General features: G+C 71.5%; 21 protein-coding genes and 1 tRNA gene. 6 read left to right on the top strand and 16 right to left on the bottom strand.

The features are described 5' to 3' along the window. Window positions 1–194: 194 nt before the first annotated feature. The 7 genes from ACT541_RS01250 to ACT541_RS01220 form a co-directional block, all read right to left on the bottom strand. On the bottom strand, window positions 195–986 hold the full coding sequence (locus ACT541_RS01250) for a DUF429 domain-containing protein (protein ID WP_476133647.1): 792 nt from the start codon (window positions 984–986) through the stop codon (window positions 195–197). Beyond that, entirely contained in the window at window positions 983–1897 is a 915-nt protein-coding gene (pdxY, locus tag ACT541_RS01245) for a pyridoxal kinase (protein WP_476133646.1), read from the bottom strand. The genes ACT541_RS01250 and pdxY overlap by 4 nt, the downstream gene beginning before the upstream one ends. A gap of 38 nt (window positions 1898–1935) precedes the next feature. Then, window positions 1936–3141 carry an NAD(P)/FAD-dependent oxidoreductase gene (locus tag ACT541_RS01240; RefSeq protein WP_476133645.1) on the bottom strand — a complete coding sequence of 402 codons (1206 nt, stop codon included), beginning with the start codon at window positions 3139–3141 and terminating at the stop codon, window positions 1936–1938. Further along, the gene (locus tag ACT541_RS01235; protein ID WP_476133644.1) at window positions 3138–3662 is read right to left on the bottom strand and encodes a hypothetical protein; all 525 of its coding nucleotides are present in this window, start codon (window positions 3660–3662) and stop codon (window positions 3138–3140) included. The genes ACT541_RS01240 and ACT541_RS01235 overlap by 4 nt, the downstream gene beginning before the upstream one ends. A gap of 22 nt (window positions 3663–3684) precedes the next feature. Next, window positions 3685–4188, bottom strand: coding sequence for a hypothetical protein (locus ACT541_RS01230; protein WP_476133643.1), 504 nt, complete (start codon window positions 4186–4188; stop codon window positions 3685–3687). A gap of 141 nt (window positions 4189–4329) precedes the next feature. Then, complete coding sequence (gene rlmN / locus ACT541_RS01225; RefSeq protein WP_476133642.1) at window positions 4330–5583, bottom strand: dual-specificity RNA methyltransferase RlmN; 1254 nt, start codon at window positions 5581–5583, stop codon at window positions 4330–4332. A gap of 133 nt (window positions 5584–5716) precedes the next feature. After that, window positions 5717–6295 (bottom strand): invasion associated locus B family protein, encoded by a 579-nt coding sequence (locus ACT541_RS01220; RefSeq protein ID WP_476133641.1) that lies wholly within the window; start codon window positions 6293–6295, stop codon window positions 5717–5719. A 272-nt stretch (window positions 6296–6567) separates the two neighbouring features. Here ACT541_RS01220 and ACT541_RS01215 point away from each other — a divergent pair, with 272 nt between their 5' ends. Then, complete coding sequence (locus ACT541_RS01215) at window positions 6568–7542, top strand: NADPH:quinone oxidoreductase family protein (RefSeq protein WP_476133639.1); 975 nt, start codon at window positions 6568–6570, stop codon at window positions 7540–7542. A 4-nt stretch (window positions 7543–7546) separates the two neighbouring features. On the opposite strand, the gene ACT541_RS01210 is transcribed toward ACT541_RS01215, so the two are convergent. After that, window positions 7547–7918, bottom strand: coding sequence for a YkvA family protein (locus ACT541_RS01210; protein WP_476133637.1), 372 nt, complete (start codon window positions 7916–7918; stop codon window positions 7547–7549). Between the two features lie 171 nt (window positions 7919–8089). Between ACT541_RS01210 and ACT541_RS01205 the strand changes: the two genes are divergently transcribed. Both ACT541_RS01205 and ppa read left to right on the top strand, forming a co-directional pair. After that, window positions 8090–8602, top strand: a complete 513-nt coding sequence (locus ACT541_RS01205) for an N-acetyltransferase family protein (RefSeq protein ID WP_476133636.1) — start codon at window positions 8090–8092, stop codon at window positions 8600–8602. Between the two features lie 212 nt (window positions 8603–8814). Beyond that, window positions 8815–9354, top strand: a complete 540-nt coding sequence (gene ppa / locus ACT541_RS01200; RefSeq protein ID WP_476133634.1) for an inorganic diphosphatase — start codon at window positions 8815–8817, stop codon at window positions 9352–9354. Window positions 9355–9475: 121 nt separating this feature from the next. Here ppa and purH read toward each other — a convergent pair whose 3' ends face one another. The 3 genes from purH to ACT541_RS01185 all read right to left on the bottom strand — a co-directional run bounded on the left by purH (window position 9476) and on the right by ACT541_RS01185 (window position 14584). Next, a complete protein-coding gene (purH, locus tag ACT541_RS01195) occupies window positions 9476–11092 on the bottom strand; it encodes a bifunctional phosphoribosylaminoimidazolecarboxamide formyltransferase/IMP cyclohydrolase (RefSeq protein WP_476133632.1) in 1617 nt (538 codons plus the stop codon). A gap of 188 nt (window positions 11093–11280) precedes the next feature. Continuing rightward, window positions 11281–12966, bottom strand: coding sequence for a heparinase II/III family protein (locus tag ACT541_RS01190; protein ID WP_476133631.1), 1686 nt, complete (start codon window positions 12964–12966; stop codon window positions 11281–11283). A gap of 151 nt (window positions 12967–13117) precedes the next feature. Continuing rightward, window positions 13118–14584 carry an RsmB/NOP family class I SAM-dependent RNA methyltransferase gene (locus tag ACT541_RS01185; protein WP_476133630.1) on the bottom strand — a complete coding sequence of 489 codons (1467 nt, stop codon included), beginning with the start codon at window positions 14582–14584 and terminating at the stop codon, window positions 13118–13120. A gap of 138 nt (window positions 14585–14722) precedes the next feature. Here ACT541_RS01185 and ACT541_RS01180 point away from each other — a divergent pair, with 138 nt between their 5' ends. Continuing rightward, the gene (locus ACT541_RS01180; RefSeq protein WP_476135996.1) at window positions 14723–14986 is read left to right on the top strand and encodes a DUF1674 domain-containing protein; all 264 of its coding nucleotides are present in this window, start codon (window positions 14723–14725) and stop codon (window positions 14984–14986) included. Between the two features lie 10 nt (window positions 14987–14996). Here ACT541_RS01180 and folD read toward each other — a convergent pair whose 3' ends face one another. The 3 genes from folD to ACT541_RS01165 form a co-directional block, all read right to left on the bottom strand. After that, window positions 14997–15923 (bottom strand): bifunctional methylenetetrahydrofolate dehydrogenase/methenyltetrahydrofolate cyclohydrolase FolD, encoded by a 927-nt coding sequence (gene folD, locus ACT541_RS01175; protein ID WP_476133629.1) that lies wholly within the window; start codon window positions 15921–15923, stop codon window positions 14997–14999. Between the two features lie 66 nt (window positions 15924–15989). Then, complete coding sequence (locus ACT541_RS01170; protein ID WP_476133627.1) at window positions 15990–16325, bottom strand: DUF167 family protein; 336 nt, start codon at window positions 16323–16325, stop codon at window positions 15990–15992. 2 nt (window positions 16326–16327) lie between these two features. After that, on the bottom strand, window positions 16328–16615 hold the full coding sequence (locus ACT541_RS01165; protein WP_476133625.1) for a YggT family protein: 288 nt from the start codon (window positions 16613–16615) through the stop codon (window positions 16328–16330). A 280-nt stretch (window positions 16616–16895) separates the two neighbouring features. On the opposite strand from ACT541_RS01165, the gene ACT541_RS01160 reads away from it, so the two are divergent. Then, a tRNA-Ala gene (locus ACT541_RS01160) sits at window positions 16896–16971 on the top strand. Window positions 16972–17039: 68 nt separating this feature from the next. Here the strand turns inward: ACT541_RS01160 and ACT541_RS01155 are convergent. Then, a complete protein-coding gene (locus ACT541_RS01155; protein ID WP_476133624.1) occupies window positions 17040–17816 on the bottom strand; it encodes a thermonuclease family protein in 777 nt (258 codons plus the stop codon). Between the two features lie 171 nt (window positions 17817–17987). Here ACT541_RS01155 and ACT541_RS01150 point away from each other — a divergent pair, with 171 nt between their 5' ends. Further along, entirely contained in the window at window positions 17988–18428 is a 441-nt protein-coding gene (locus ACT541_RS01150) for an Rrf2 family transcriptional regulator (RefSeq protein WP_476133622.1), read from the top strand. On the opposite strand, the gene ACT541_RS01145 is transcribed toward ACT541_RS01150, so the two are convergent. Next, window positions 18391–18822, bottom strand: coding sequence for an RrF2 family transcriptional regulator (locus ACT541_RS01145; protein WP_476133621.1), 432 nt, complete (start codon window positions 18820–18822; stop codon window positions 18391–18393). The two genes, ACT541_RS01150 and ACT541_RS01145, sit on opposite strands and share 38 nt — an antisense overlap. Between the last annotated feature and the right edge of the window lie 178 nt (window positions 18823–19000).

The raw sequence follows: 19000 nt of genomic DNA, 5'->3' as shown, positions 1-19000 counted from the left end.
AGGTCGTATACGCTGCATCGCAACGCAAATCGGTTCGTTTTTCCGCAGACGCCTCGCGCGGCGGGGTGTCGCAGGTCTATGCGGGATCCGATGGATCGCTGCGCGATGGCGGATCCTCATCGTCCGAAGAGCCCTTGCGGGAGGGGCTCTTCGGACGAGCAGAATGCGAAACTCCGATCAATCGGAGTTCCGCATCACGCCATGATGCGGATCGGCAGGCCGCGCGGGTCGACCAGCGGCGGATCGGGGAAGGAGACCGCCTCGCCGCGGGCGACGCGACGGGCGACGAGTGCCAGCACGCAGGCGTCGATCAGATCGTCCTCGCCGGCGCCGCGCGGCGGCCGGGCGAGGCTTTCCGCGGGGAAGCCGAGGCGGGTGAGGAGGGCGCGGCGTTCGTCGAGACCGGGCGGGTTCGGCCGGCTCTTGACCTTCTTGGGCAGCGTCATCGCCGCACCGTCGTTCAGCACCGCGAAGGCGACCTCCGGGTGAGCCTCGACGAGGCGGGCGGCGTGCTCCGGCGTCATCAGCCGGTCGATCTCGCGGATCTTGGGGAAGAGGAACCAGGCCTGCTTCGAGACCTTCTTCGGCGGATCGGAGGTGGCGAGCGCCGCGGCGCAGGCCGCCGCATAGCCTTCGCGGTCATCGAGGCCGCAGCCCGCGAAGATCGCGGATCGGGCGGGGATCGAGAAGACCGAGGACTGCCGCTCGCCGAGCATCGGGCGGACGAGACGCTCTGGGCCTCGTCCCGACGGGCCGATGACGTCCGGCAGGCCGATCGGCATGTCGATCGCCGCGACGAGGGGCGCATCGGGGGCGTCGAGGAGGTCGGCGAGGCGGGGGACGATACGGATCTCGGGGACGATCGGGCCGTCGGCGGCGACGAGGCAGGCGATCCAGCCGGCGGGGCAGCCGTCGATGCCGGCGAGGCGCGCGCTCGGGCGCGCTTTCGGCCCGGCGACGCGCGCGCCCGGCGACGCGCCGCTCATTCCTCGTCCCCGACCGGTGCCGGGTTGCGCGGTGGCGGCCGGCGGCGGGTGGCGAGGCTCTGCGGCGCCTCGCCGATGCGGCGGACGGAGACCTGGGCCATCGGGTGGACGAAACGGTCCTGCTCGCGGGAGAGCGCCAGTTCGTCGAGCCCGTCGCGGGCCGATCGGGCGACCACCTCGAAGACGCCGGCGACGGCACGGGCGGTGGCGGCTTCCGTCGACAGGCCGTCGCAGAGGCGGGCGGCGAGCAGGCCGGCGAAGAGGTCGCCGGTGCCGTGGGCGTCGGTGTCGACCAGCGGATGCTCGAATTGCACGGCGCCGTCGGCGGTGACGAGCAGCGTGGCGATCGCGCGCAGCATCAGCGCCGGGGCGGAGGTGGCGACGACGATCGGGGCCGGCAGCGCGCGGGCGGCGGCGATCGCCTCGGCGGTGGTCCCGACCGGCATCTCCGCGAGCCAGCCGAGCTCGAAGCGGTTCGGCGTGGCGACGTCGGCGAGCGGCAGCAGGCGGTCGCGCAGCGCGCGGGCGAGGCCTTCGCCGACATAGAGCGCACCGCGGCCGGTCGCCTCGGCGTCGCCGATGACCGGATCGACGATCAGGCGCAGGCCGGGGGTGACGAGGCGCAGGCGCTCGATCAGGCGGGCGACGGCCTCGACCTGTTCGGCGTCGGCGAAATAGCCGGTGAGCACGGTGTCGATCTCGGCCGCCCTGGGGCTCTCGGCGATCTCGGCGAGGGCGGCGGCGAAGCCGGCGGGGTCGGGGGCGAGGCGGGTGGCGCGGCCGTGGCCGGGGTGCCAGGGCAGCCACACGGTCGGCACCAGCCAGACCGCATGGCCGAGGCGTTCGAGGGCGAAACCGGCGGCCCGCGAGCCGATGGCGCCGCGCGCCACCTGCGAGGAGATCACGAGCACCGTCGATCTCGCGTCTCCGTCCGCCATCGTATTCTGCCTCAGATGATGTTGGCCTCGACCACCGGGCGACCGGCGGCGAGCCGATCGTAGCCGAAGACCGAGAGGTCGATCGAGCGGTATTCGCCGAAGGCGATGAGTTCGGCGACCGCGCGGCCGGCGCCGGGACCCTGCTGGATGCCGTGGCCGGAGAAACCGTTGCAGAAGACGAAGTTCGTCACCTCCGGGTGACGGCCGATCACCGCGTTGTGGTCGAAGGTGTGGAAGTCGTAGTGGCCGGCCCAGGCGCGCACCATCTTCAGCGCCTCGAAGGCGGGGATGCGGGTGGCGAGACCCGGCCAGATCACGTCGTCGAACAGCGAATAGTCGACGTCGTAGTCGTCCTCGCCGACGCGCGGGTCGGCGTTCTCCTCCGGCGACACGCCGCAGATGAAATACTGGCCCTCGGGGCGGATGTAGACGCCGGACGAGATCACGGTCCCGTCGATCAGCATCGGCAGGCCCTCGACCTTCTCGCGGCAATGGACGACGAAGACGAAGCGCTTGCGCGGCTCGACCGGCAGTTCGATGCCGGCGAGCTTCGCCACGTCGCCGCCGGCCGGGCCGGCCGCGTTGACGAAGGTGCCGCAGGCGATCTCGCGACCGTCGGAGAGCGTGACCGAGGTGACGCGGTTGCCCTCGCGGGCGATGCCGGTGACGGCGGCGTGGGTGTAGACCGCGCCGGCGCCCTTGGCGGCCTTGCGGATCATGTCGAGCCACATCCAGGCGTCGAACCAGCCCTCGCCGGAATTGCCGTAGGCGGCGAGCGCGATGCCTTCGGTCGAGAGGAACGGCCAGCGGCGGGCGATCTCGTCGGGGTCGAGCAGCGCGATGTCGGAGCCTTCGGCGGTCTGGATGGCGTGGTTCGCCTGCAGGATCGGCACGCCGGCCTCGGAGGCGAGCGTCAGATAGCCCTTCTCGTGGAAGCCGATGTCGGCGTCCGGGCCGAAGCGCTCCTTCAGCGAGCGGATGACGTCGATGCCGAAGCGCGACAGGCGGATGTTCTCCGGCGTCGAGAACTGCTGACGGATCGAGGCGGCCGAGAGCATGGTCGCCGACCGGGCATAGGTCGGGTCCTTCTCGACGACGAGGACGGAGCCGGAAAAGCCGAGTTCCTTCTTGAGGAACCAGGCGGTGGAAGAGCCCATGATCGCGCCGCCGGCGATCACCACGTCGAAATGCTCGGCCACTTCCTTCTCCCTCGTCACGGGTTGGAGTTCTCTCCCGATATCCCGTTTCGCGCGGTTCCGTCATGCGTGGAGCGCGTGGCTCCTTCCACCGTGCGGGCCACCGGGCGGGGGGTCGCGAGACCGGCGCCGCGGCCGGCGACCAGCCAGTGGACGAAGCCGGCGACGAGGCCGATCGCCGCAACGACCTGGATCTGACCGACGACGAGGAGCGGCGCGCCGCCCATGACGCCGACGACGGCAATGCCGGTGGCGACCACCAGATGGGCGAAGAGCGAACGGGTGGCGGTCACCTCGCCGAGCACGATCGCCGCGGCCCAGGCCGGCCAGACCATGACGGCGAAGAGCGGCAGCAGGACGCTGCCGTGCAGCAGACCGAGGACGAGGGCGACGATGCCGTCGAGATCGCCGTCGTTCACCCGTTCGGCCGAGGCGACGGTGCCGAGGCCGAGGACGCCGATCACCAGGCTCGCCATGGCCGCGGCGGAGAAGCCGAGGCCGGCGACGAGCAGTCGCCAGAGGAGGCGCGAGAGGGAGGTCATCGTCGGGTTCCTCGCGAGATGGTCAGATGTCGGCCCAGGGGTCGCGCATCGGCGGCGGCGGGGCGGAGCGGACGGCGACGATCCAGCCGACCGAACCGGCCAGAGCACCGGCCAGCGCGTCGAGGCCGAGGAGGCCGAGGGCGGGCGCGTCGGCACCGAAGGGGACGGTCACCATCAGCTGGGCGATCACCGCGATCGCCGCGCCGGCGAGGATCCAGGCGAGACGCGAGCGCGTCGCCCGGCCTTCGGCGACGACGAAGAAGGCGGTGGCGAAGGGGGCGGCGGCGATCAGCGCGACGACCGAGGTCATGATCGGCACGACGAGCAGGCTCGACCAGCCGAAGCGGCGGACGATGCCGGAGAAGCCCGACGTGAGGCTCTCCTCGATCACCAGGCCGAAGGTGCGCAGCAGCGAACCGACCACGACCGCCACGACATAGGCGGTGACGATGCGGCCGATCCGCCCGGAGGCGACGCGGTCGGCATCGAAGGTGAGATCGTCGTAGCGCCGGAGGGGGTCGGGCATGGGAGACCACCGGTTGGGAGTTCCCGCGCAGGCGCGTCGAGGACCGACCCGGCGCGGGCGAATCGGCCCGGTCCATGGTGCGTCGCGGCGTCGACCGGTGTCCAGAGCCGCGTCCGGAGGCATCGGCCGGCCGCGACGGTCTCAGTCCTCGTCGTCGTCGCCGCCCGAGGCCATCATCGCCTCGAGCGCCAGACGCTCGGCGACCTTGAGACGCTCGGAGGCCGACTTCAGCTGACCGCAGGCGGCGAGGATGTCGCGGCCGCGCGGGGTGCGGATCGGGCTGGCGTAGCCGGCACGATTGACGATCTCGGCGAAGGTCTCGATCGTGTCCCAGTCGGGGCACTCGTAGGCCGAGCCCGGCCAGGCGTTGAACGGGATCAGGTTGATCTTGGCCGGGATGCCGCGCAGCAGGCGGACGAGCTCGCGCGCGTCGGCCGGGCTGTCGTTGACGCCCTTCAGCATGACGTATTCGAAGGTGATGCGGCGGGCGTTGGAGAGACCCGGATAGTCGCGGCAGGCCTGGAGCAGCTCGGCGATCGGGTACTTCTTGTTGATCGGCACCAGCACGTCGCGCAGGTCGTCGCGCACGGCGTGGAGCGAGATCGCCAGCATGACGCCGGTCTCGGCGCCGATCTTGGGGATCGCCGGCACGACGCCGGAGGTCGACAGGGTGATGCGGCGCTTGGAGAGCGAGAGACCGTCGCCGTCGGCGAAGATCAGCATGGCGTCGCGCACCGCCTCGTAGTTCATCAGCGGCTCGCCCATGCCCATCATCACGATGTTGGTGACGAGGCGGCCCTCGGAGGGCAGCTTGCCGTCGGCCTTCTCGGCGGCGGGGAAGTCGCCGAGGCGTTCGCGGGCGACGACGACCTGGGCGACGATCTCTTCCGCCGTCAAGTTGCGCACCATGACCTGGGTGCCGGTGTGGCAGAAGGAGCAGGTGAGCGAGCAGCCGACCTGGGAGGAGACGCAGAGCGTGCCGCGGCCCTCTTCCGGAATGTAGACGGTCTCGACCTCGACCGGGCGGCCGGCGCCGCGCGGCGGGAAGCGGAACAGCCACTTGCGGGTGCCGTCGACCGAGATCTGCTCGGCGACGAGTTCGGGGCGGCCGACGACGTAGTGTTCGGCGAGCGTCGCGCGCAGGTCCTTGGAGACGTTGGTCATCGCCGCGAAGTCGGCGGCGCCGCGCAGGTAGATCCAGTGCCAGAGCTGGTTCACCCGCATGCGGATCTTCGCCTCCTCGACGCCGACGGCGCGCAGCGCGTCGGCGAGGCGGTCGCGGGTGAGGCCGAGGAGCGAGGGCTTGGCGTCGGCGGTGGCGACGGCCTGCGGTCGCTTGACGATGGCGTCGAGCACGTCGTCGGTCGGCATCGCGGCCGTGGCGGGGCGCGTCATGGGGGTCTGTCCTCGATGGTCGGGTCTGCGGCGTCGCGCGACGCGAAAGGCGGACGGGTCACCCCATCCGCCTGAAACATCGCCCATCAATAGCCGAAAACCGCGCCGCGAGGAAGCCCGCGGCGCATTCGCGTCACTTGCATTCCTTGGCGGCGCCGTCGAGCGCGGCGGAGATGCCGGCGAGCGAGAAGACGTAGGACGTCGGGTTGCCGCGGCCGGAGGTGGCGGCGATCGACAGTTTCGAGCCCTTCTTGAGGGCGTCGAGGAAGGCGCCGACCTCGTTGTCGTGCTCGAGCCAGGCGCCGTCGGCCTTGGTGAACATGGCGAACTTCTTGCCGTCGATGTCGGCGCCGGCCTTGGAGCCTTCCTTCATCGGATAGCCGACCTGCAGGCTCGGCTCGTTGCGCACGCCCTCGGCGGGCCGCGTCGAGATGAAGAAGAAGACGTCGCCGTGATTGAGCGAGGGCGGCTCCATCTTGGTCGGCTTCGACAGGGCGAAGCAGACCTTGCCCTTGGCGGTGCCGGCGGTGAAGGCGCGCCAGTCCTTCGATTCGACGATCAACAGCGGCGAGGCCGGCGCGGCGGGGGCCGCCGCCGCGGGCTTGGCGGGGGCGGCCGGCTTGGCGGCGGCGGGCTTGCTCTCGGCCAGAGCCGAGCCGGCGCCGGCCAGCAGAATCGCTGCCATGGATGCGGCGGCGAGGGCGATCTTCATCTCGTCGTACTCCGTCTCGCGGTCAGACGCGCGGCCGCCATCGCGGGCGACCCTCGTTTGCTTCAGAAACCACGCGCATGGTTACCAGAAGGTTGCCGGGTCGTGCGGCAGACGGTCTCGACGGGGAAGCCCGTCGGTGCGTGGCCTCTGTCTGACGAGACGAGTGGGCGAAATTCGGGCGGGGCGACCTGCTTCGACCAAGGGACGGGCTGACGCGGGCGGGCGGCTTCCCCATCTTCTCCGCTCGAGAACGAGAAACGCGAGGAAATGCCATGAAGGCGATCGTCTGCCGTGCCCATGGGCCGGCGTCCCAGCTGACGTTCGAGGATCTCGCCGACCCGGTCGCCGGCCCCGGCGAGGTGGTCGTGGCGATGCGGGCCTGCGCCCTCAACTTCTTCGACACGCTGATCATCCGCGATCGCTACCAGTTCAAGCCGGAACTCCCCTTCTCGCCGGGCGGCGAGATCGCCGGCGAGGTCGAGAGCCTCGGGGCGGGCGTCTCGGGCGTCGCGGTCGGCGATCGGGTGCTCGCCTACGTCAAATGGGGCGGGGCGCGGGAGAAGGTGGTGGTGAAGGCCGCCGATCTGGTGGCCCTTTCCGAGAGCCTCGACTTCGTCACGGCGGCGACGCTGTCGGTGACCTACGGCACCGCCGTGCACGGGCTGGTCGATCGCGGCAGGCTCGCGGCCGGCGAGACCGTCGCCATCCTCGGTGCCTCGGGCGGGGCGGGGCAGGCGGCGATCGAGGTCGCCAAGGCGGTGGGTGCCCGGGTGATCGCCTGCGCGAGCGGCGCCGAGAAGCTCGAATTCTGCCGGTCGATCGGCGCCGACGAAGTCGTCGACTACGATGCCGAGGATCTGAAGAACCGGCTGAAGGCGCTTTCGGGCGGGCGTGGCGTCGACGTCGTCTACGACGCGGTCGGCGATCGCTATGCCGAGCCGGCGGTGCGGGCGACGGGCTGGCGCGGGCGTTATCTCGTCGTCGGCTTCGCCGCCGGCGAGATCCCGAAGATCCCGCTCAACCTGCTGCTGCTCAAGGGCTGCGACCTCGTCGGCGTGTTCTGGGGCGATCACATCGAGCGCGAGGGGGACGCCTTTCGCGCCGAGATGGCTCGGATCGTCGCCTGGGCGGCGGAGGGGCGGGTCAAGCCGCACATCCACGCCGTCCGCCCGCTCGCCGAGACGGCGGCGGCGATCGAGGAGATCGCCGCGCGTCGGGTCAAGGGCAAGATCGTCGTGACGGCGTGAGGGGTCACCCCTCCCGCAGCGTCTCCTTGGCCTTCACGCGATGCTCGTCGCGGATGTGGCGGCCGACCATGGCGATGGCGGCGGCGAGCACGCCGGCGTCGTCGGTCCAGCCGACGATCGGCATCACGTCCGGGATCAGATCGGCGGGCGCGACGAAATAGGCGAGCGCGGCGAGCAGCGTCCAGCGCACCGTGCGCGGCGTCTCGGGATCGAGGGCGCAGTGCCAGGCCGCGACCACGTCCTCGGCGAAGGGGATGGCGCGGGCGGCGCGCTTCAGCGTGTCCCTGAAGCCCGAGCGCACCCGCTCCTCGCGGGTCTCCTCCGGGCCGAGGATCTCGGGGTCGTTCCAGACGCGACGGTATTCGGACGCTGCCATCGAGAACCTCCTCACGCGACCGACGACGACCGCGAAACGGAACGAGAGATCGGGAGGCGGGAAGCCGGTTTCAAGGGGGCGGGGGAGCCGGCGAAGAAATTCTTCTTCCATCCGTGAAAATCCGCATCGACCCTCTTTGCGGACCCGAAAACCCGCGCTACGCTTCGTTTCATGAAACTCGGTCAGATCGGTATCAGACGCGCGGAGGTCGCGGACGCCGGTCGCATCGCCGACGTTCACGACGCGGCGTGGCGACAGGCATATCGCGGCATCATTCCGGGCACGGAGCTGGAGCGCATGGTCGCGCGTCGCGGACCCACGTGGTGGAAACGCGCGCTCGAACGGCACACGGCGATCCTCGTCCTCGAGGTCGGCGGCCGCATCGCCGGCTACGCCACGCTCGGTCACAACCGCATGCGGATGCTGCCGCACGCCGGCGAGATCTACGAGCTCTACATCGATCCCGAACACCAGGGTCTCGGCTTCGGCCGGTCGCTGTTCGCCGCCGCCAAGGCGGAGTTGCGCCGCTACGGGCTGGCGAGCTTCGCCGTCCGGGTCCTCGCCGAGAACACGCCGGCGCTGGGGTTCTGGGAGCGGATGGGCGGCAAGGTGGCGGCGGAGACCGGCGAACGGCTCGGCGAGACGACGCTCGCCGTCGAGGTCTTCGGCTTCGATCCGGAGTGATCGCCCCTCTCACGACACCGTCGAAGTGTTGGACGTCGTCCGAACGGCGACGTTTCGCCGCGCCGCGCGATCGGGTATGAGATGCCCCGAACACGGTCGCGTCGGGCGGCCGGGACTTCGTCCGTGCCGCGAGGTGCGGACGGCCGGGTGGTCGAGGGGCTCCCCGGCGGCACGCGAGACCGGGCGGGACGACCGCCCTTCGGGAGACAACCATGCGTATCGACGCCATCGCCATCGGCAAGAACCCGCCGGACGACATCAACGTGATCATCGAGGTGCCGATCGGCGGCGAGCCGATCAAGTACGAGCTCGACAAGGCCTCGGGCGCGCTGGTCGTCGACCGCTTCCTCTACACCTCGATGCGCTACCCGGGTAACTACGGCTTCGTGCCGCACACCCTGTCGGACGACGGCGACCCCATCGACGTGGTGGTGATGAACTCCCGCGCCATCGCGCCGGGCGCCATCATGTCCTGCCGTCCGGTCGGCGTGTTCTTCATGGAAGACGAGAGCGGCGGCGACGAGAAGATCATCGCCGTGCCGGTCTCCAAGCTGACGCCGCGCTACGACCACGTGCAGAGCTACACCGACCTGCCGAAGATCGCGATCGACCAGGTCCAGCACTTCTTCGAGCACTACAAGGACCTCGAGCCCGGCAAGTGGGTCAAGGTGGTGCGCTGGGGCGACGCGACCGAGGCCAAGCGGCTGATCGTCGAGGCGATGGATCGCTACAAGGCCGACAAGGCCAAGTGATCCCCTCGGGGAAGCACGCGATCCCCTCGGGGGAAGAATGCGAAAGGGCGGCCGCGAGGCCGCCCTTCTTCGTTTCGTGCCCGCCGGACGATCGGCCCCGCGCGAGGCGGGGCCGGAGGCGTCAGTGGCGGAAGTGGCGCATGCCGGTCGTCACCATGGCGATGCCGGCCTTGTCGGCGGCCTCGAAGACCTCGTTGTCGCGCATCGAGCCGCCCGGCTGGACGACGGCGGTAGCGCCCGCCTCGATCACCACTTCGAGCCCGTCGGCGAAGGGGAAGAAGGCGTCGGAGGCGGCGACCGAACCCTTGGTCAGCGGTTCGCTCTCGCCCGCCGCGGCAGCCGCGTCGGCGGCCTTGCGGGCGGCGATGCGGGCCGAATCGACGCGGCTCATCTGGCCGGCGCCGATGCCGACGGTGGCGAGACCCTTGACGTAGACGATGGCGTTCGACTTGACGTGCTTGCAGACGCGGAAGGCGAAGGCGAGGTCGGCGAGCTCGGCCTCGGAGGGCGCGCGCTTGGTGACCGTCTTCAGCTCGAGGCCGTCGACGGTGCCGTTGTCGCGGCTCTGGACGAGGACGCCGCCGGCGACCGTCTTGGCGGTGATGCCCTCGGCCGCGGCCTTGGGCAGACCGCCGGCGATGAGCAGGCGCAGGTTCTTCTTGGTCGCGACGATCGCCTTCGCCTCGTCGGTGGCGTCGGGGGCGATGATGACCTCGGTGAAGATCTTGACGATCTCCTCGGCCGCCGCCGCGTCGAGCGTCCGGTTGAAGGCGATGATGCCGCCGAAGGCGGAGACCGGGTCGCAGCGCAGGGCCTTGAGATAGGCCTCCTTCAGCGACGCGCCCTCGGCCACGCCGCAGGGGTTGGCGTGCTTGATGATGGCGCAGGCGGCGGTGCGGGCCGGGTCGAACTCGGCGACCAGCTCGTAGGCGGCGTCGGTGTCGTTGATGTTGTTGTAGGAGAGCTGCTTGCCCTGGACCTGCACGGCGGTGGCGACGCCCGGACGGACCTCGGCCGACTTGTAGAAGGCGGCCTTCTGGTGCGGGTTCTCGCCGTAGCGCATGACCTCGGTCAGCGTGCCGCCGACGGCGCGATACTTCGGCGCGTCCTCGCCGATCGCCGCGGCGATCCAGTTGGAGATGGCGGCGTCGTAGGTGGCGGTGCGGCCGAAGGCCTCGAGGGCGAGCGACTTGCGCAAGCTCAGCGTGGTGGCGCCGTCGTTGGCCTCGAGCGCGGCGAGCACGTCGGCGTAACGGGCCGGGTCGACGACGACCGCGACATAGGCGTGGTTCTTGGCCGAGGCGCGGATCATCGCCGGGCCGCCGATGTCGATGTTCTCGATGGCGGTCGCCCAGTCGGCGCCCTTCGCCACCGTCGCCTCGAAGGGATAGAGGTTGACGACCAGGAGATCGATGCCGCCGATGCCGTGGGCCTCCATGGCGGCGACGTGCTCGGGGTCGTTGCGGACGGCGAGGAGGCCGCCGTGGACCTTCGGGTGCAGCGTCTTGACGCGACCGTCCATGATCTCCGGGAAGCCCGTCACCTCGGACACGTCCTTCACCGGGAGCCCCGCGTCGGCGAGCGCCTTGCAGGTGCCGCCGGTCGACAGCAGCTCGACGCCGCGGGCGGCGAGCGCGCGGGCGAAGTCGATCAGCCCGGTCTTGTCGGAGACGGACAGCAGCGCGCGCTTGAGGGCGACGCGGTCGGGCGGGGTGATGTTCTTGACGGTGATCGACATGGGGCGCTGGGGCCTTTCGCGGAGCCGGTCGAAAACGGATCCGCGAGGCGCGGAACGGTTGCTCGTGCCGTTCGGCTCGTGTCGTCGTCGGGATCCGGAAGTCTGCGAGCGGGCGGATAGCACGAATCGCGTCCGCCGCAAACCCGACGTCCGGCGAAAGCGCCGCTTTTCCGCGGTGGACCGTGCGATCAGCGGCGCGGCACCAGCGAGCGGGTGGCGTGGACGAGGCTCCAGGCGAGCTCGCGCGGACCGCCGGGCTCGACCGTCAGGGCGATCTGCTCGGCACGGCGCAGCCCGTGGGAATCGGCCAGATGCACCGAGGGCTCGATCTGCGGCACGACGTCGACGCAGGCGAAGATCCAGGCCTCGCCGTTGGGGGCGGAGAGCCGGATGCCGACCTCGGTCGCTTCGGCGCGGACGGACGGGTGGAGATGGAAGCGCACGACATAGCCGACGTCGGCGGGCGTGCGGCCCTCCGCCGGCAGGATGCGGTCGTGGCCGTCGACGTGGTCGCCGTCGGCGGAGAGCGCGATGCGGCGCTCGTGCAGGATGCCGTAGGCGGCGGCGTAGCCGTCGTGGGCGGCGGTGACGGCGACGTCGCTGCCCTCCTCGCCGCGCGGCGTCTCGGTGCGGTCGACCGTGACGGCGTGCGGGCCGGGCACCAGCACCGGGCCGAGCAGGCGCGCGAGCAGACCCTTGTCGCGGATGCGGCCGGAGGAGTGGTCCTCGACCACCAGCGACGAATGGGCGGCGGTGGTGCGGGCGAGCGCCCGCCAGTCGCCGATCGGACGGAAGGGGGCGCCGCAGTTGACGACGAAGCGGGAATGGCCCGACGACATCTCGAAGGCGAGCGTGCCGGCATGGGCGTCGCGGGCGATCTCGACGGGCGGCGGCGTGCCGCAGTCCATGACGAGGACGGTGCCGTTCGCCTCCAGCCGCTGGTAGCCCGAATGGGAGGCGTTGCCGTGCGGCCGGCTCTGGGCGTCGTCATAGGCGAAGACGGTGGCGATGACGCCGGTCGAGGTCGACGAGGCGCCGTTGAACAGTGCCAGCGTGCCGTCGTCGTGACGGAAGAAGCGGACCATCGGCATCATTCGGTCGATCGACGACAGCAGCGCCTGCGACACCGGGAAGGAGCGTGCCGCCAGCACCTGACGGATCGGCAGGAGATCGACCAGGACCTCGACCACCGAGTTGGGATTGCGGTCGACATGGCCGCCGTCGGGCAGGATCTGGCGGGCGAGTTCCTCGTCGAGGCGGCGCGACAGCGGCCGGACCCAGCGGCGGAAGCTCTCCACCGTGACGGCGCAGGCGAGCAGCGCCAACATCACCTTGAGGCGCGGCAGACCGGCCGGCTCCTCGCCGCGGTGGATGCGCAACTGACGGAAGTGGCGGGTGATGCCGGCGAGGAAGCGGTGGTAGAAGCCCGGGTCGGCATCGGTCAGGATCATCGGCGCCTGGGTCAGCCAGGCGAGCAGGCGACGGGCGGCGATCTCCTGATCCCAGGCGACGGCGGGGAGCTGCGACTTGCACAGCCAGTCGTCGACGAGGGCGCGGGCGTTGGCGCGCGACAGCGGCGTCTCGGCGGCGCGCAGGTGGCGCATCCAGCCGAAGCCGTGCAGCGCACGCTCCCATTCGGCGCTCGGCGGTGGCACGTCGAAGGGCGAATGGCCACGGCATTCGACGATCTGGCCGGCGAAGACGAAGATGCCGGCGTAGATGTCGTCGGCCATGGTCGGATCGGCGGTGCGCAGATCCTGCGGCGCGATGGTCAGACGGTCGGCGGCGGGCTCGACATAGGTACGGGCGGCACGGATCGCCCGGATCGCCGGCGCGAGGAGGCGGCGGGCGACCAGACGGCCGACCAGACGCATTTCCGCGATTCGTCCCGCACCCGCCCGAGCCATCGACCTCACCACGGCACGACCACCCGGCACGTCTCGCGGCCGGGCACCTCGCCCCATGATCCAAGGCACTTCATCTGGGTTAACGGCGAGTTAAGCCGGCGTCGGAATTCCTCGGCGATCATTCGGCCTTTCGGCGCAATCGAGCCGCGAAGAAGCCGTCGAGACCGGCGAGCCGCGGGTCGTCGTTGGGCAGAAGATCGGGCCGGGTGCGCAGGTCGCCCTCCGGCGTGATCGCGGCCTCGAGCCCGCCGATCTCCTCGGCGCGCACGGGGACGCGTTCGAAGTCGGGGTGGCTGTCGAGGAAGGCGGCGATGCGGTCCTCGCCCTCGGCCTTCTGCAGCGAACAGGTGCACCAGACGAGGAGGCCGCCGGGCTTGACCCAACCGCTCGCCCGTTCGATCAGCCGGCCCTGGAGCTCGACCAGTTCCTCGACCGTGCCGGCCTTCTTGAGGCGGCCGACGTCGGGGTTGCGGCGCAGCGTGCCGGTCGCCGAGCAGGGGGCGTCGAGCAGGATCGCGTCGAAGGGCGCGTCGGGTGTCCATTGCTCGAGGTCGGCGGCGCGGGTGGTGACGTCGCCGAGGCGCAGGCGGGCGACGTTCTGCTTCAGCCGTTCGAGGCGATGGGGCGAGAGGTCGACGGCGGTGACGTGGGCGCCGCGGGCGGCGAGCTGGGCGGTCTTGCCGCCCGGCGCGGCGCAGAGATCGGCGACCGACAGGCCGGCGACGTCGCCGAGCAGGCGCGCCGGCAGCGCGGCGGCGGCGTCCTGCACCCACCATTCGCCCTCGGTGAAGCCGTCGAGCTTGTCGACCGGCCCGTGCGGCACGAAGCGGACGCTGCCGGTCGGCAGCACGATGCCGCCGAGGCGGGTCGCCCAGCCCTCGGGGTCGGACTTCACGGTCAGATCGAGCGCCGGCTCGATCATGTGGGCGGCGCCGAAGGCGCGGGCCGTCTCCTCGCCCCAGGTCTCGCACCACGCCCGCCACAGCCACAGCGGCGTGACGAGGCGGGTGGCGTCCTGATCGGCGAGGATGGTCTCGCGCTCGCGGGCGAGGTTGCGCAGCACGCCGTTGACCATCGCCTTCCACGGCCGGATGCGCTGGTCGCGATCGGCGAGCGTGGTGGCGATCGACACGGCGGCGTGGTCGGGCACCTCCATGAACAGGAGCTGCGCCGCGCCGACCCGCAGGATCTGGCGCGCGCGCGCCGCCTTCGACGGCAACGGGCGGGTGAGGAGCCGCTTCAGCGCGTCGTCGACGAGGCCGAGGCGGCGCAGCGTCGTCGAGACGATGGCGCGGCAGAGCGCCCGGTCGGCCGGCGGCATGTCGGCCCAGGCCGGGATGGTCGAGCGGTGGTCGAGCACCTGGTCGAGCGGCCGACCCTCGTCGAGCGTCGCCGACAGGATCTCGACCGCCTGGGCGCGGGCGGCGACGCCGGGCTCCTCGCGACGGGCGGGCGCGGTGGTCTTCCTCGCCTCTCCCTTCGCGGCGTCGCGCGGCCGACCCTTCGGGCCGGGGCGGTCGCGATGCGGCGAGGAGGGCTTGCCGCCGGGGCGGCGGGGGGCGCGCGGGCGTCCGTCTTCGGTCATGCGGGGCTCGGATCTCGTCGGTTCGGCGGCGCGTGGGGGCGGCCGGAGGCATGTCTGGGGCGTCGGGCGTGGTTCGACGCCGGTCGGAGCCCATGCTATCACTCCGATCGCAGCCGGGATCAAGGAGCCGAGGCGATGATGGGCGCGGAAGACCAGCCGAAGAGCGAAGCGACGAGCGCGGGCGAAGCCTCCGCGGCGGAGACCGCACCGGCGCGTCCGCGTTTCGAGGATCTGCCGCCGGCCGCCCAGCGGGCGCTGCGCGAGGCCGAGGAACGGCGCCGTCTCGCCGACGAGGCGGCGGCGGCCGCCGCCCCCGCGCCGAAGGAACTGCGCGGCCGCGACGGCCCCGAGCCGGTGCGCTACGGCGACTGGGAACTCAAGGGCATCGCCAGCGACTTCTGATCGCGCCGGCTCAGCGGCCGAACAGCCGTTTGTCGAGTTCGGCGAAGAACGCCGGCGGCGTCAGGCCGCGCCGCCGATGGGCGGCGATCAACGTGTTGGCGAGCAGGGTGGCGACCGTCATCAGGCCGACGCCGCCGGGCACCGGCGTGATGGCGCCGGCCACCTCCTTCGCCGTGTCGAAGTCGACGTCGCCGACGAGACGGGTCTTGCCTTCGCCCTTCTCGGGGGCGGGGATGCGATTGATGCCGACGTCGATCACGGTCGCGCCGGGCTTCACCCAGTCGCCGGGGATCATCCGCGGGCGTCCGACCGCGGCGACGAGGATGTCGGCGCGCCGGCAGACCTCGGCGAGGTCCCGGGTCTTGGAATGGGCGATGGTGACGGTGCAGTTCGCCATCAGCAGCAGCTGGGCCATCGGCCGGCCGACCAGTTCGGAGCGGCCGACCACCACCGCGTCGAGGCCGGCGAGCGGCCGACCGACCCAGTCGAGCATCATCATCGAACCGTAGGGCGTACAGGGCACCAGCCCGGGGCGCCCGGCGGCGAGGCGGCCGGCGTTGACCTCGGTGAGGCCGTCGACGTCCTTCAGCGGATCGATCGCCGCGATCACCCGGCCGGCGTCGATGTGGCGGGGTACCGGGAGCTGCACCAGGATGCCGTCGACCGAGTCGTCGCGGCCGAGGGCCTCGACCAGCGCGATCAGGTCGCTCTCCGACGTGTCGGCCGGCAGGCGATGCTCGAAGGAACGCATGCCGACTTCGACCGTCTGCTTGGCCTTGGAGGCGACGTAGACGGTGGAGGCGGGGTCCTCGCCGACCAGCACCACCGCGAGGCCGGGGGCGGCGCCCTGGGCGGCGGCGAAGCGGGACACTTCTTCGGCGACGGTCTTGCGCAGGGCCTCGGCGCGGGCCTTGCCGTCGATGATGGTTGCGGTCATGGAAAATCCCCCGTCGCTGCCGGCCGCGGGCGGCCGTCGGTTTGGCGATGGTCGCGTGGGTTCGCGTCAGCGCGACGATCGGGCCGCCAACGCGGCCAGGGCCGCGGCGAGCGTCGGACCGTCGCCCTCGACGTGAAGCACCTTCACCCGGCTGGTGTGGCCGGACACGACGTCCACCTTCGATCGGGCGACACCAAGGCATTCGGCGACGAGCCGTGTCAATGCCGCATTCGCCGCACCGTCGGCGGGAAGCGCCCGGACGTGGGCGATCATCACCTCGTTGCCGTCGGCGAGCGTCTCCAGCACCCCGAGCGCGTCGCGGGAGGCGCGTGGCGTCAACCGCACCCTGAGGCGCACGCCTCCCGCGCGCGCCTCGATCGCCGCGGCGGGGGCGGTCGCCATGATCAGCGAATCAGCATGCGCAGGTACTGGCGCACCAGGAAGATGGCGAGGAAGACCACGAGCGGCGACAGGTCGAGGCCGCCGAGGTTCGGCAGGAAGCGGCGGACGGGCGCCAGCACCGGCTCGGTCATGCGGTAGAGCGCGTCGCCGATGGCGGCGACCGCGCGGTTGCGCGAATTGACCACGCCGAACTGATAGAGCCACGAGAAGATGATCGCGGCGATCAGCACCCAGCCGTAGAGGTCGAGCACGAGATCGAGGACGAGGATGATGGGCGTGACGAGAGCCATTGCGCGTTTCCCGTTTCAACGAGCCTCTGATGTAGCGACGGGGGGCCGACTTGCCAAGACGTCGCGGGGTTTCGCGACGGCAGGCCCCGACGCGAGACCGTCGACGGCCGCTCGGCGGGATCATCGGTGGGCCGGGGCGACACCGTCGGCCGAGGGTGCATGCGGCGTCGTGGGCGGGACGGTGTGCGCGGCTCGCGAGGAGTGCTTGACAGTCTCGGGCGGGTGCCGTAAACGGCCGGCATCCGACGCGGGGTCCCCCATGACCCCGCCCGAAACGGTCGGGGCTGTAGCTCAGATGGGAGAGCGCTGCAATCGCACTGCAGAGGTCAGGGGTTCGATTCCCCTCAGCTCCACCAATTCTCCCGACGAGCCGCTGGTCTCAGCGGCTTTTTTTGTTGCCCGCACGACGGCCTGCCGACACCCGTCACTCGCTCTGCCCGAAGACCGCCGGGTCGTGGGGCGTCGCGGCGATGTCTTCGCTCGCGCGGTCGCGGGTCGGTGGGGTGTGGTCGCCGGACCAGACGCCGCGGCGGGCGGTGCGGGCCTCTTCGAGCGCCGCTCGGCCCCAGTCGCCGCGCTCGGGGGCGGGGAAGGCCTGGCCCATCCGGATCATCCGCTCGGCGAGATCCTCGCCGTCGACCCGGCAGTCGGCGACGACGACGGCGCCGGGCGCGGTCGCGAAGCGGCGCAGGCAGGTGACCGATCGGTTGGCGAGATAGTTCTGCAGCGCGGCGCGACCGCCGAGGCCACAGGCGATCTTGGCGCCGCCGGCGCCGTTGCAGACCTCGCCGCGGCCGACCGGCCAGACGCCGTCGAGGCGCACGCGAATGCCGCGTGCGTCGAACACCGTCGAATCGACCGCCATGTAGGGCGGATCGAGCCGGATCTGCTCGGCGAAACCGTCGGTCGCCACGTCGACGGGGGCGAGCGGGTCGAGCGGATCGGCGCGGAAGGCGGAGAGCCTGCGGGCGGCGGTCTGGCGCTCGACGGAGGCGACGGCGGCGCGCGGGGGCTCGCGGGTCGCGGCAGGTGGTGCGGGTGTTTCGCGGACCGGGTTCGTGGAGCCGCCACGGATCACCAGGATCAGCGGCACGGCGACGGCGATCACCACGAGACCGACGGCGATGCCGGCCAGCGGCAGCCGGCGGCGGGGCGTCTCGGGACTGACGGCCGGGCGGGCGGCCTCGGGACCAGTCGGCATCGCGGGCGTCGTTCCGGCGCGTCGGGGAAAGGAGCGTGCCTTGATAGCACGACCCGTCGTCGATGAAATCCGTCCGGCGCGGCGCCGGCGGCAGGGATCGTTTGTCGACGCCGCCGCCGCGGCGGACTATAGGTCGGAGGGCGGCGCTCCGGCCGTCGACGGACGAGACCCATGCAGACCAACGCCTGTACCAGCGGCGCCCTGCGCATTCTCGCCGCCTGCGCCCGCGGCGCCGGCGAGCCTCTGACCATGCCCGAGATGGCGAGCCGGCTCGGCATGACCGAGGCGCTGGTGGTCAAGGCCTGTCACCGGTTGATGCGGGCGGGCTATCTCGTCGGGTCGCGCGGGCGCGGCGGCGGCTATCGTCTGGGCCGGCCGGCCGATGACGTCACCGTGCTCGAGGTGGTGTCGCTGTTCGAGAACAAGTCGGAGCTCTTCCCCTGCGGCCTCAGCCCGGACGGCGCCTGCCGGGTCGCCCGTGTCTGCCGGCTGCGCGAGATCTGCGCGACCGCGTGGGGGGCCTGGGAGGGGCGGCTGGCGGCCGCCACCATCGCCTCGATCGTCGCCGGCGACGTCACGCCGCCGTCGGCCCGAGCCCCAGCAGAAGCCTGAGGGCGCCGTCGTCGGCGATCACGTCGCCGATCGTGTGATCGTCGAGCACGGCGAGAAAGGCGGCGTTGGCGTCGTCGAAGATGGCGTTGAGCCGACGCTCGTCGTCGTCGCTCGCCTCGGCGGTCTGACCGGCGCCGAAACTCTCCTGCGTCAGGCGGACGATCTCGCCGATGGTGATCGCCTCCGCCGGTCGGGCGAGGCGGAAGCCGCCGCCACGGCCGCGGACATTGACGAGATAGCCCCACTGTCCGAGCTGGTGGACGCATTTCACCAGATGGGTGCGCGAGATGCCGTGGGCTTCGGCGACGTCCTGCACGCGCACCAGGTTCGGCGCCTCGAGGGCGGCGAACATCAGGGTGCGGAGGGCGTAGTTGGTGTAGGCGGTCAGGCGCATCGGGGTCTCGGCTCGATCTCGCGCGAAGCTACACCGCGCGGGAGCGTCGCGCCATCGCCGTGGCGGGCCGCGGCGGGTGCGTCGTGATGCAAGGACACCACAGATGCGCGAACTCGTTACCGCTGCGTCAGCGACCGATTGACGGGTTTCGAGCCGGTCAACATCCTGAGGAATGTTT

This window comes from Pinisolibacter sp. DMC100, from assembly GCF_056313705.1.
Note: the sequence above shows the minus strand (reverse complement) of the source record. Positions and strands in the feature narration are given on the sequence as shown.

What these genes read in the sequence shown, in the direction of transcription:
- ACT541_RS01250 (WP_476133647.1), bottom strand. Translation starts at nt 986, where the DNA reads ATGAGCGGCGCGTCGCCGGGCGCGCGCGTCGCCGGGCCGAAAGCGCGC.
- ACT541_RS01235 (WP_476133644.1), bottom strand. Translation starts at nt 3,662, where the DNA reads ATGACCTCCCTCTCGCGCCTCCTCTGGCGACTGCTCGTCGCCGGCCTC.
- ACT541_RS01230 (WP_476133643.1), bottom strand. Translation starts at nt 4,188, where the DNA reads ATGCCCGACCCCCTCCGGCGCTACGACGATCTCACCTTCGATGCCGAC.
- rlmN (WP_476133642.1), bottom strand. Translation starts at nt 5,583, where the DNA reads ATGACGCGCCCCGCCACGGCCGCGATGCCGACCGACGACGTGCTCGAC.
- ACT541_RS01220 (WP_476133641.1), bottom strand. Translation starts at nt 6,295, where the DNA reads ATGAAGATCGCCCTCGCCGCCGCATCCATGGCAGCGATTCTGCTGGCC.
- ACT541_RS01215 (WP_476133639.1), top strand. Translation starts at nt 6,568, where the DNA reads ATGAAGGCGATCGTCTGCCGTGCCCATGGGCCGGCGTCCCAGCTGACG.
- ACT541_RS01210 (WP_476133637.1), bottom strand. Translation starts at nt 7,918, where the DNA reads ATGGCAGCGTCCGAATACCGTCGCGTCTGGAACGACCCCGAGATCCTC.
- ACT541_RS01205 (WP_476133636.1), top strand. Translation starts at nt 8,090, where the DNA reads ATGAAACTCGGTCAGATCGGTATCAGACGCGCGGAGGTCGCGGACGCC.
- ppa (WP_476133634.1), top strand. Translation starts at nt 8,815, where the DNA reads ATGCGTATCGACGCCATCGCCATCGGCAAGAACCCGCCGGACGACATC.
- purH (WP_476133632.1), bottom strand. Translation starts at nt 11,092, where the DNA reads ATGTCGATCACCGTCAAGAACATCACCCCGCCCGACCGCGTCGCCCTC.
- ACT541_RS01190 (WP_476133631.1), bottom strand. Translation starts at nt 12,966, where the DNA reads ATGCGTCTGGTCGGCCGTCTGGTCGCCCGCCGCCTCCTCGCGCCGGCG.
- ACT541_RS01185 (WP_476133630.1), bottom strand. Translation starts at nt 14,584, where the DNA reads ATGACCGAAGACGGACGCCCGCGCGCCCCCCGCCGCCCCGGCGGCAAG.
- ACT541_RS01180 (WP_476135996.1), top strand. Translation starts at nt 14,723, where the DNA reads ATGGGCGCGGAAGACCAGCCGAAGAGCGAAGCGACGAGCGCGGGCGAA.
- folD (WP_476133629.1), bottom strand. Translation starts at nt 15,923, where the DNA reads ATGACCGCAACCATCATCGACGGCAAGGCCCGCGCCGAGGCCCTGCGC.
- ACT541_RS01170 (WP_476133627.1), bottom strand. Translation starts at nt 16,325, where the DNA reads ATGGCGACCGCCCCCGCCGCGGCGATCGAGGCGCGCGCGGGAGGCGTG.
- ACT541_RS01165 (WP_476133625.1), bottom strand. Translation starts at nt 16,615, where the DNA reads ATGGCTCTCGTCACGCCCATCATCCTCGTCCTCGATCTCGTGCTCGAC.
- ACT541_RS01155 (WP_476133624.1), bottom strand. Translation starts at nt 17,816, where the DNA reads ATGCCGACTGGTCCCGAGGCCGCCCGCCCGGCCGTCAGTCCCGAGACG.
- ACT541_RS01150 (WP_476133622.1), top strand. Translation starts at nt 17,988, where the DNA reads ATGCAGACCAACGCCTGTACCAGCGGCGCCCTGCGCATTCTCGCCGCC.
- ACT541_RS01145 (WP_476133621.1), bottom strand. Translation starts at nt 18,822, where the DNA reads ATGCGCCTGACCGCCTACACCAACTACGCCCTCCGCACCCTGATGTTC.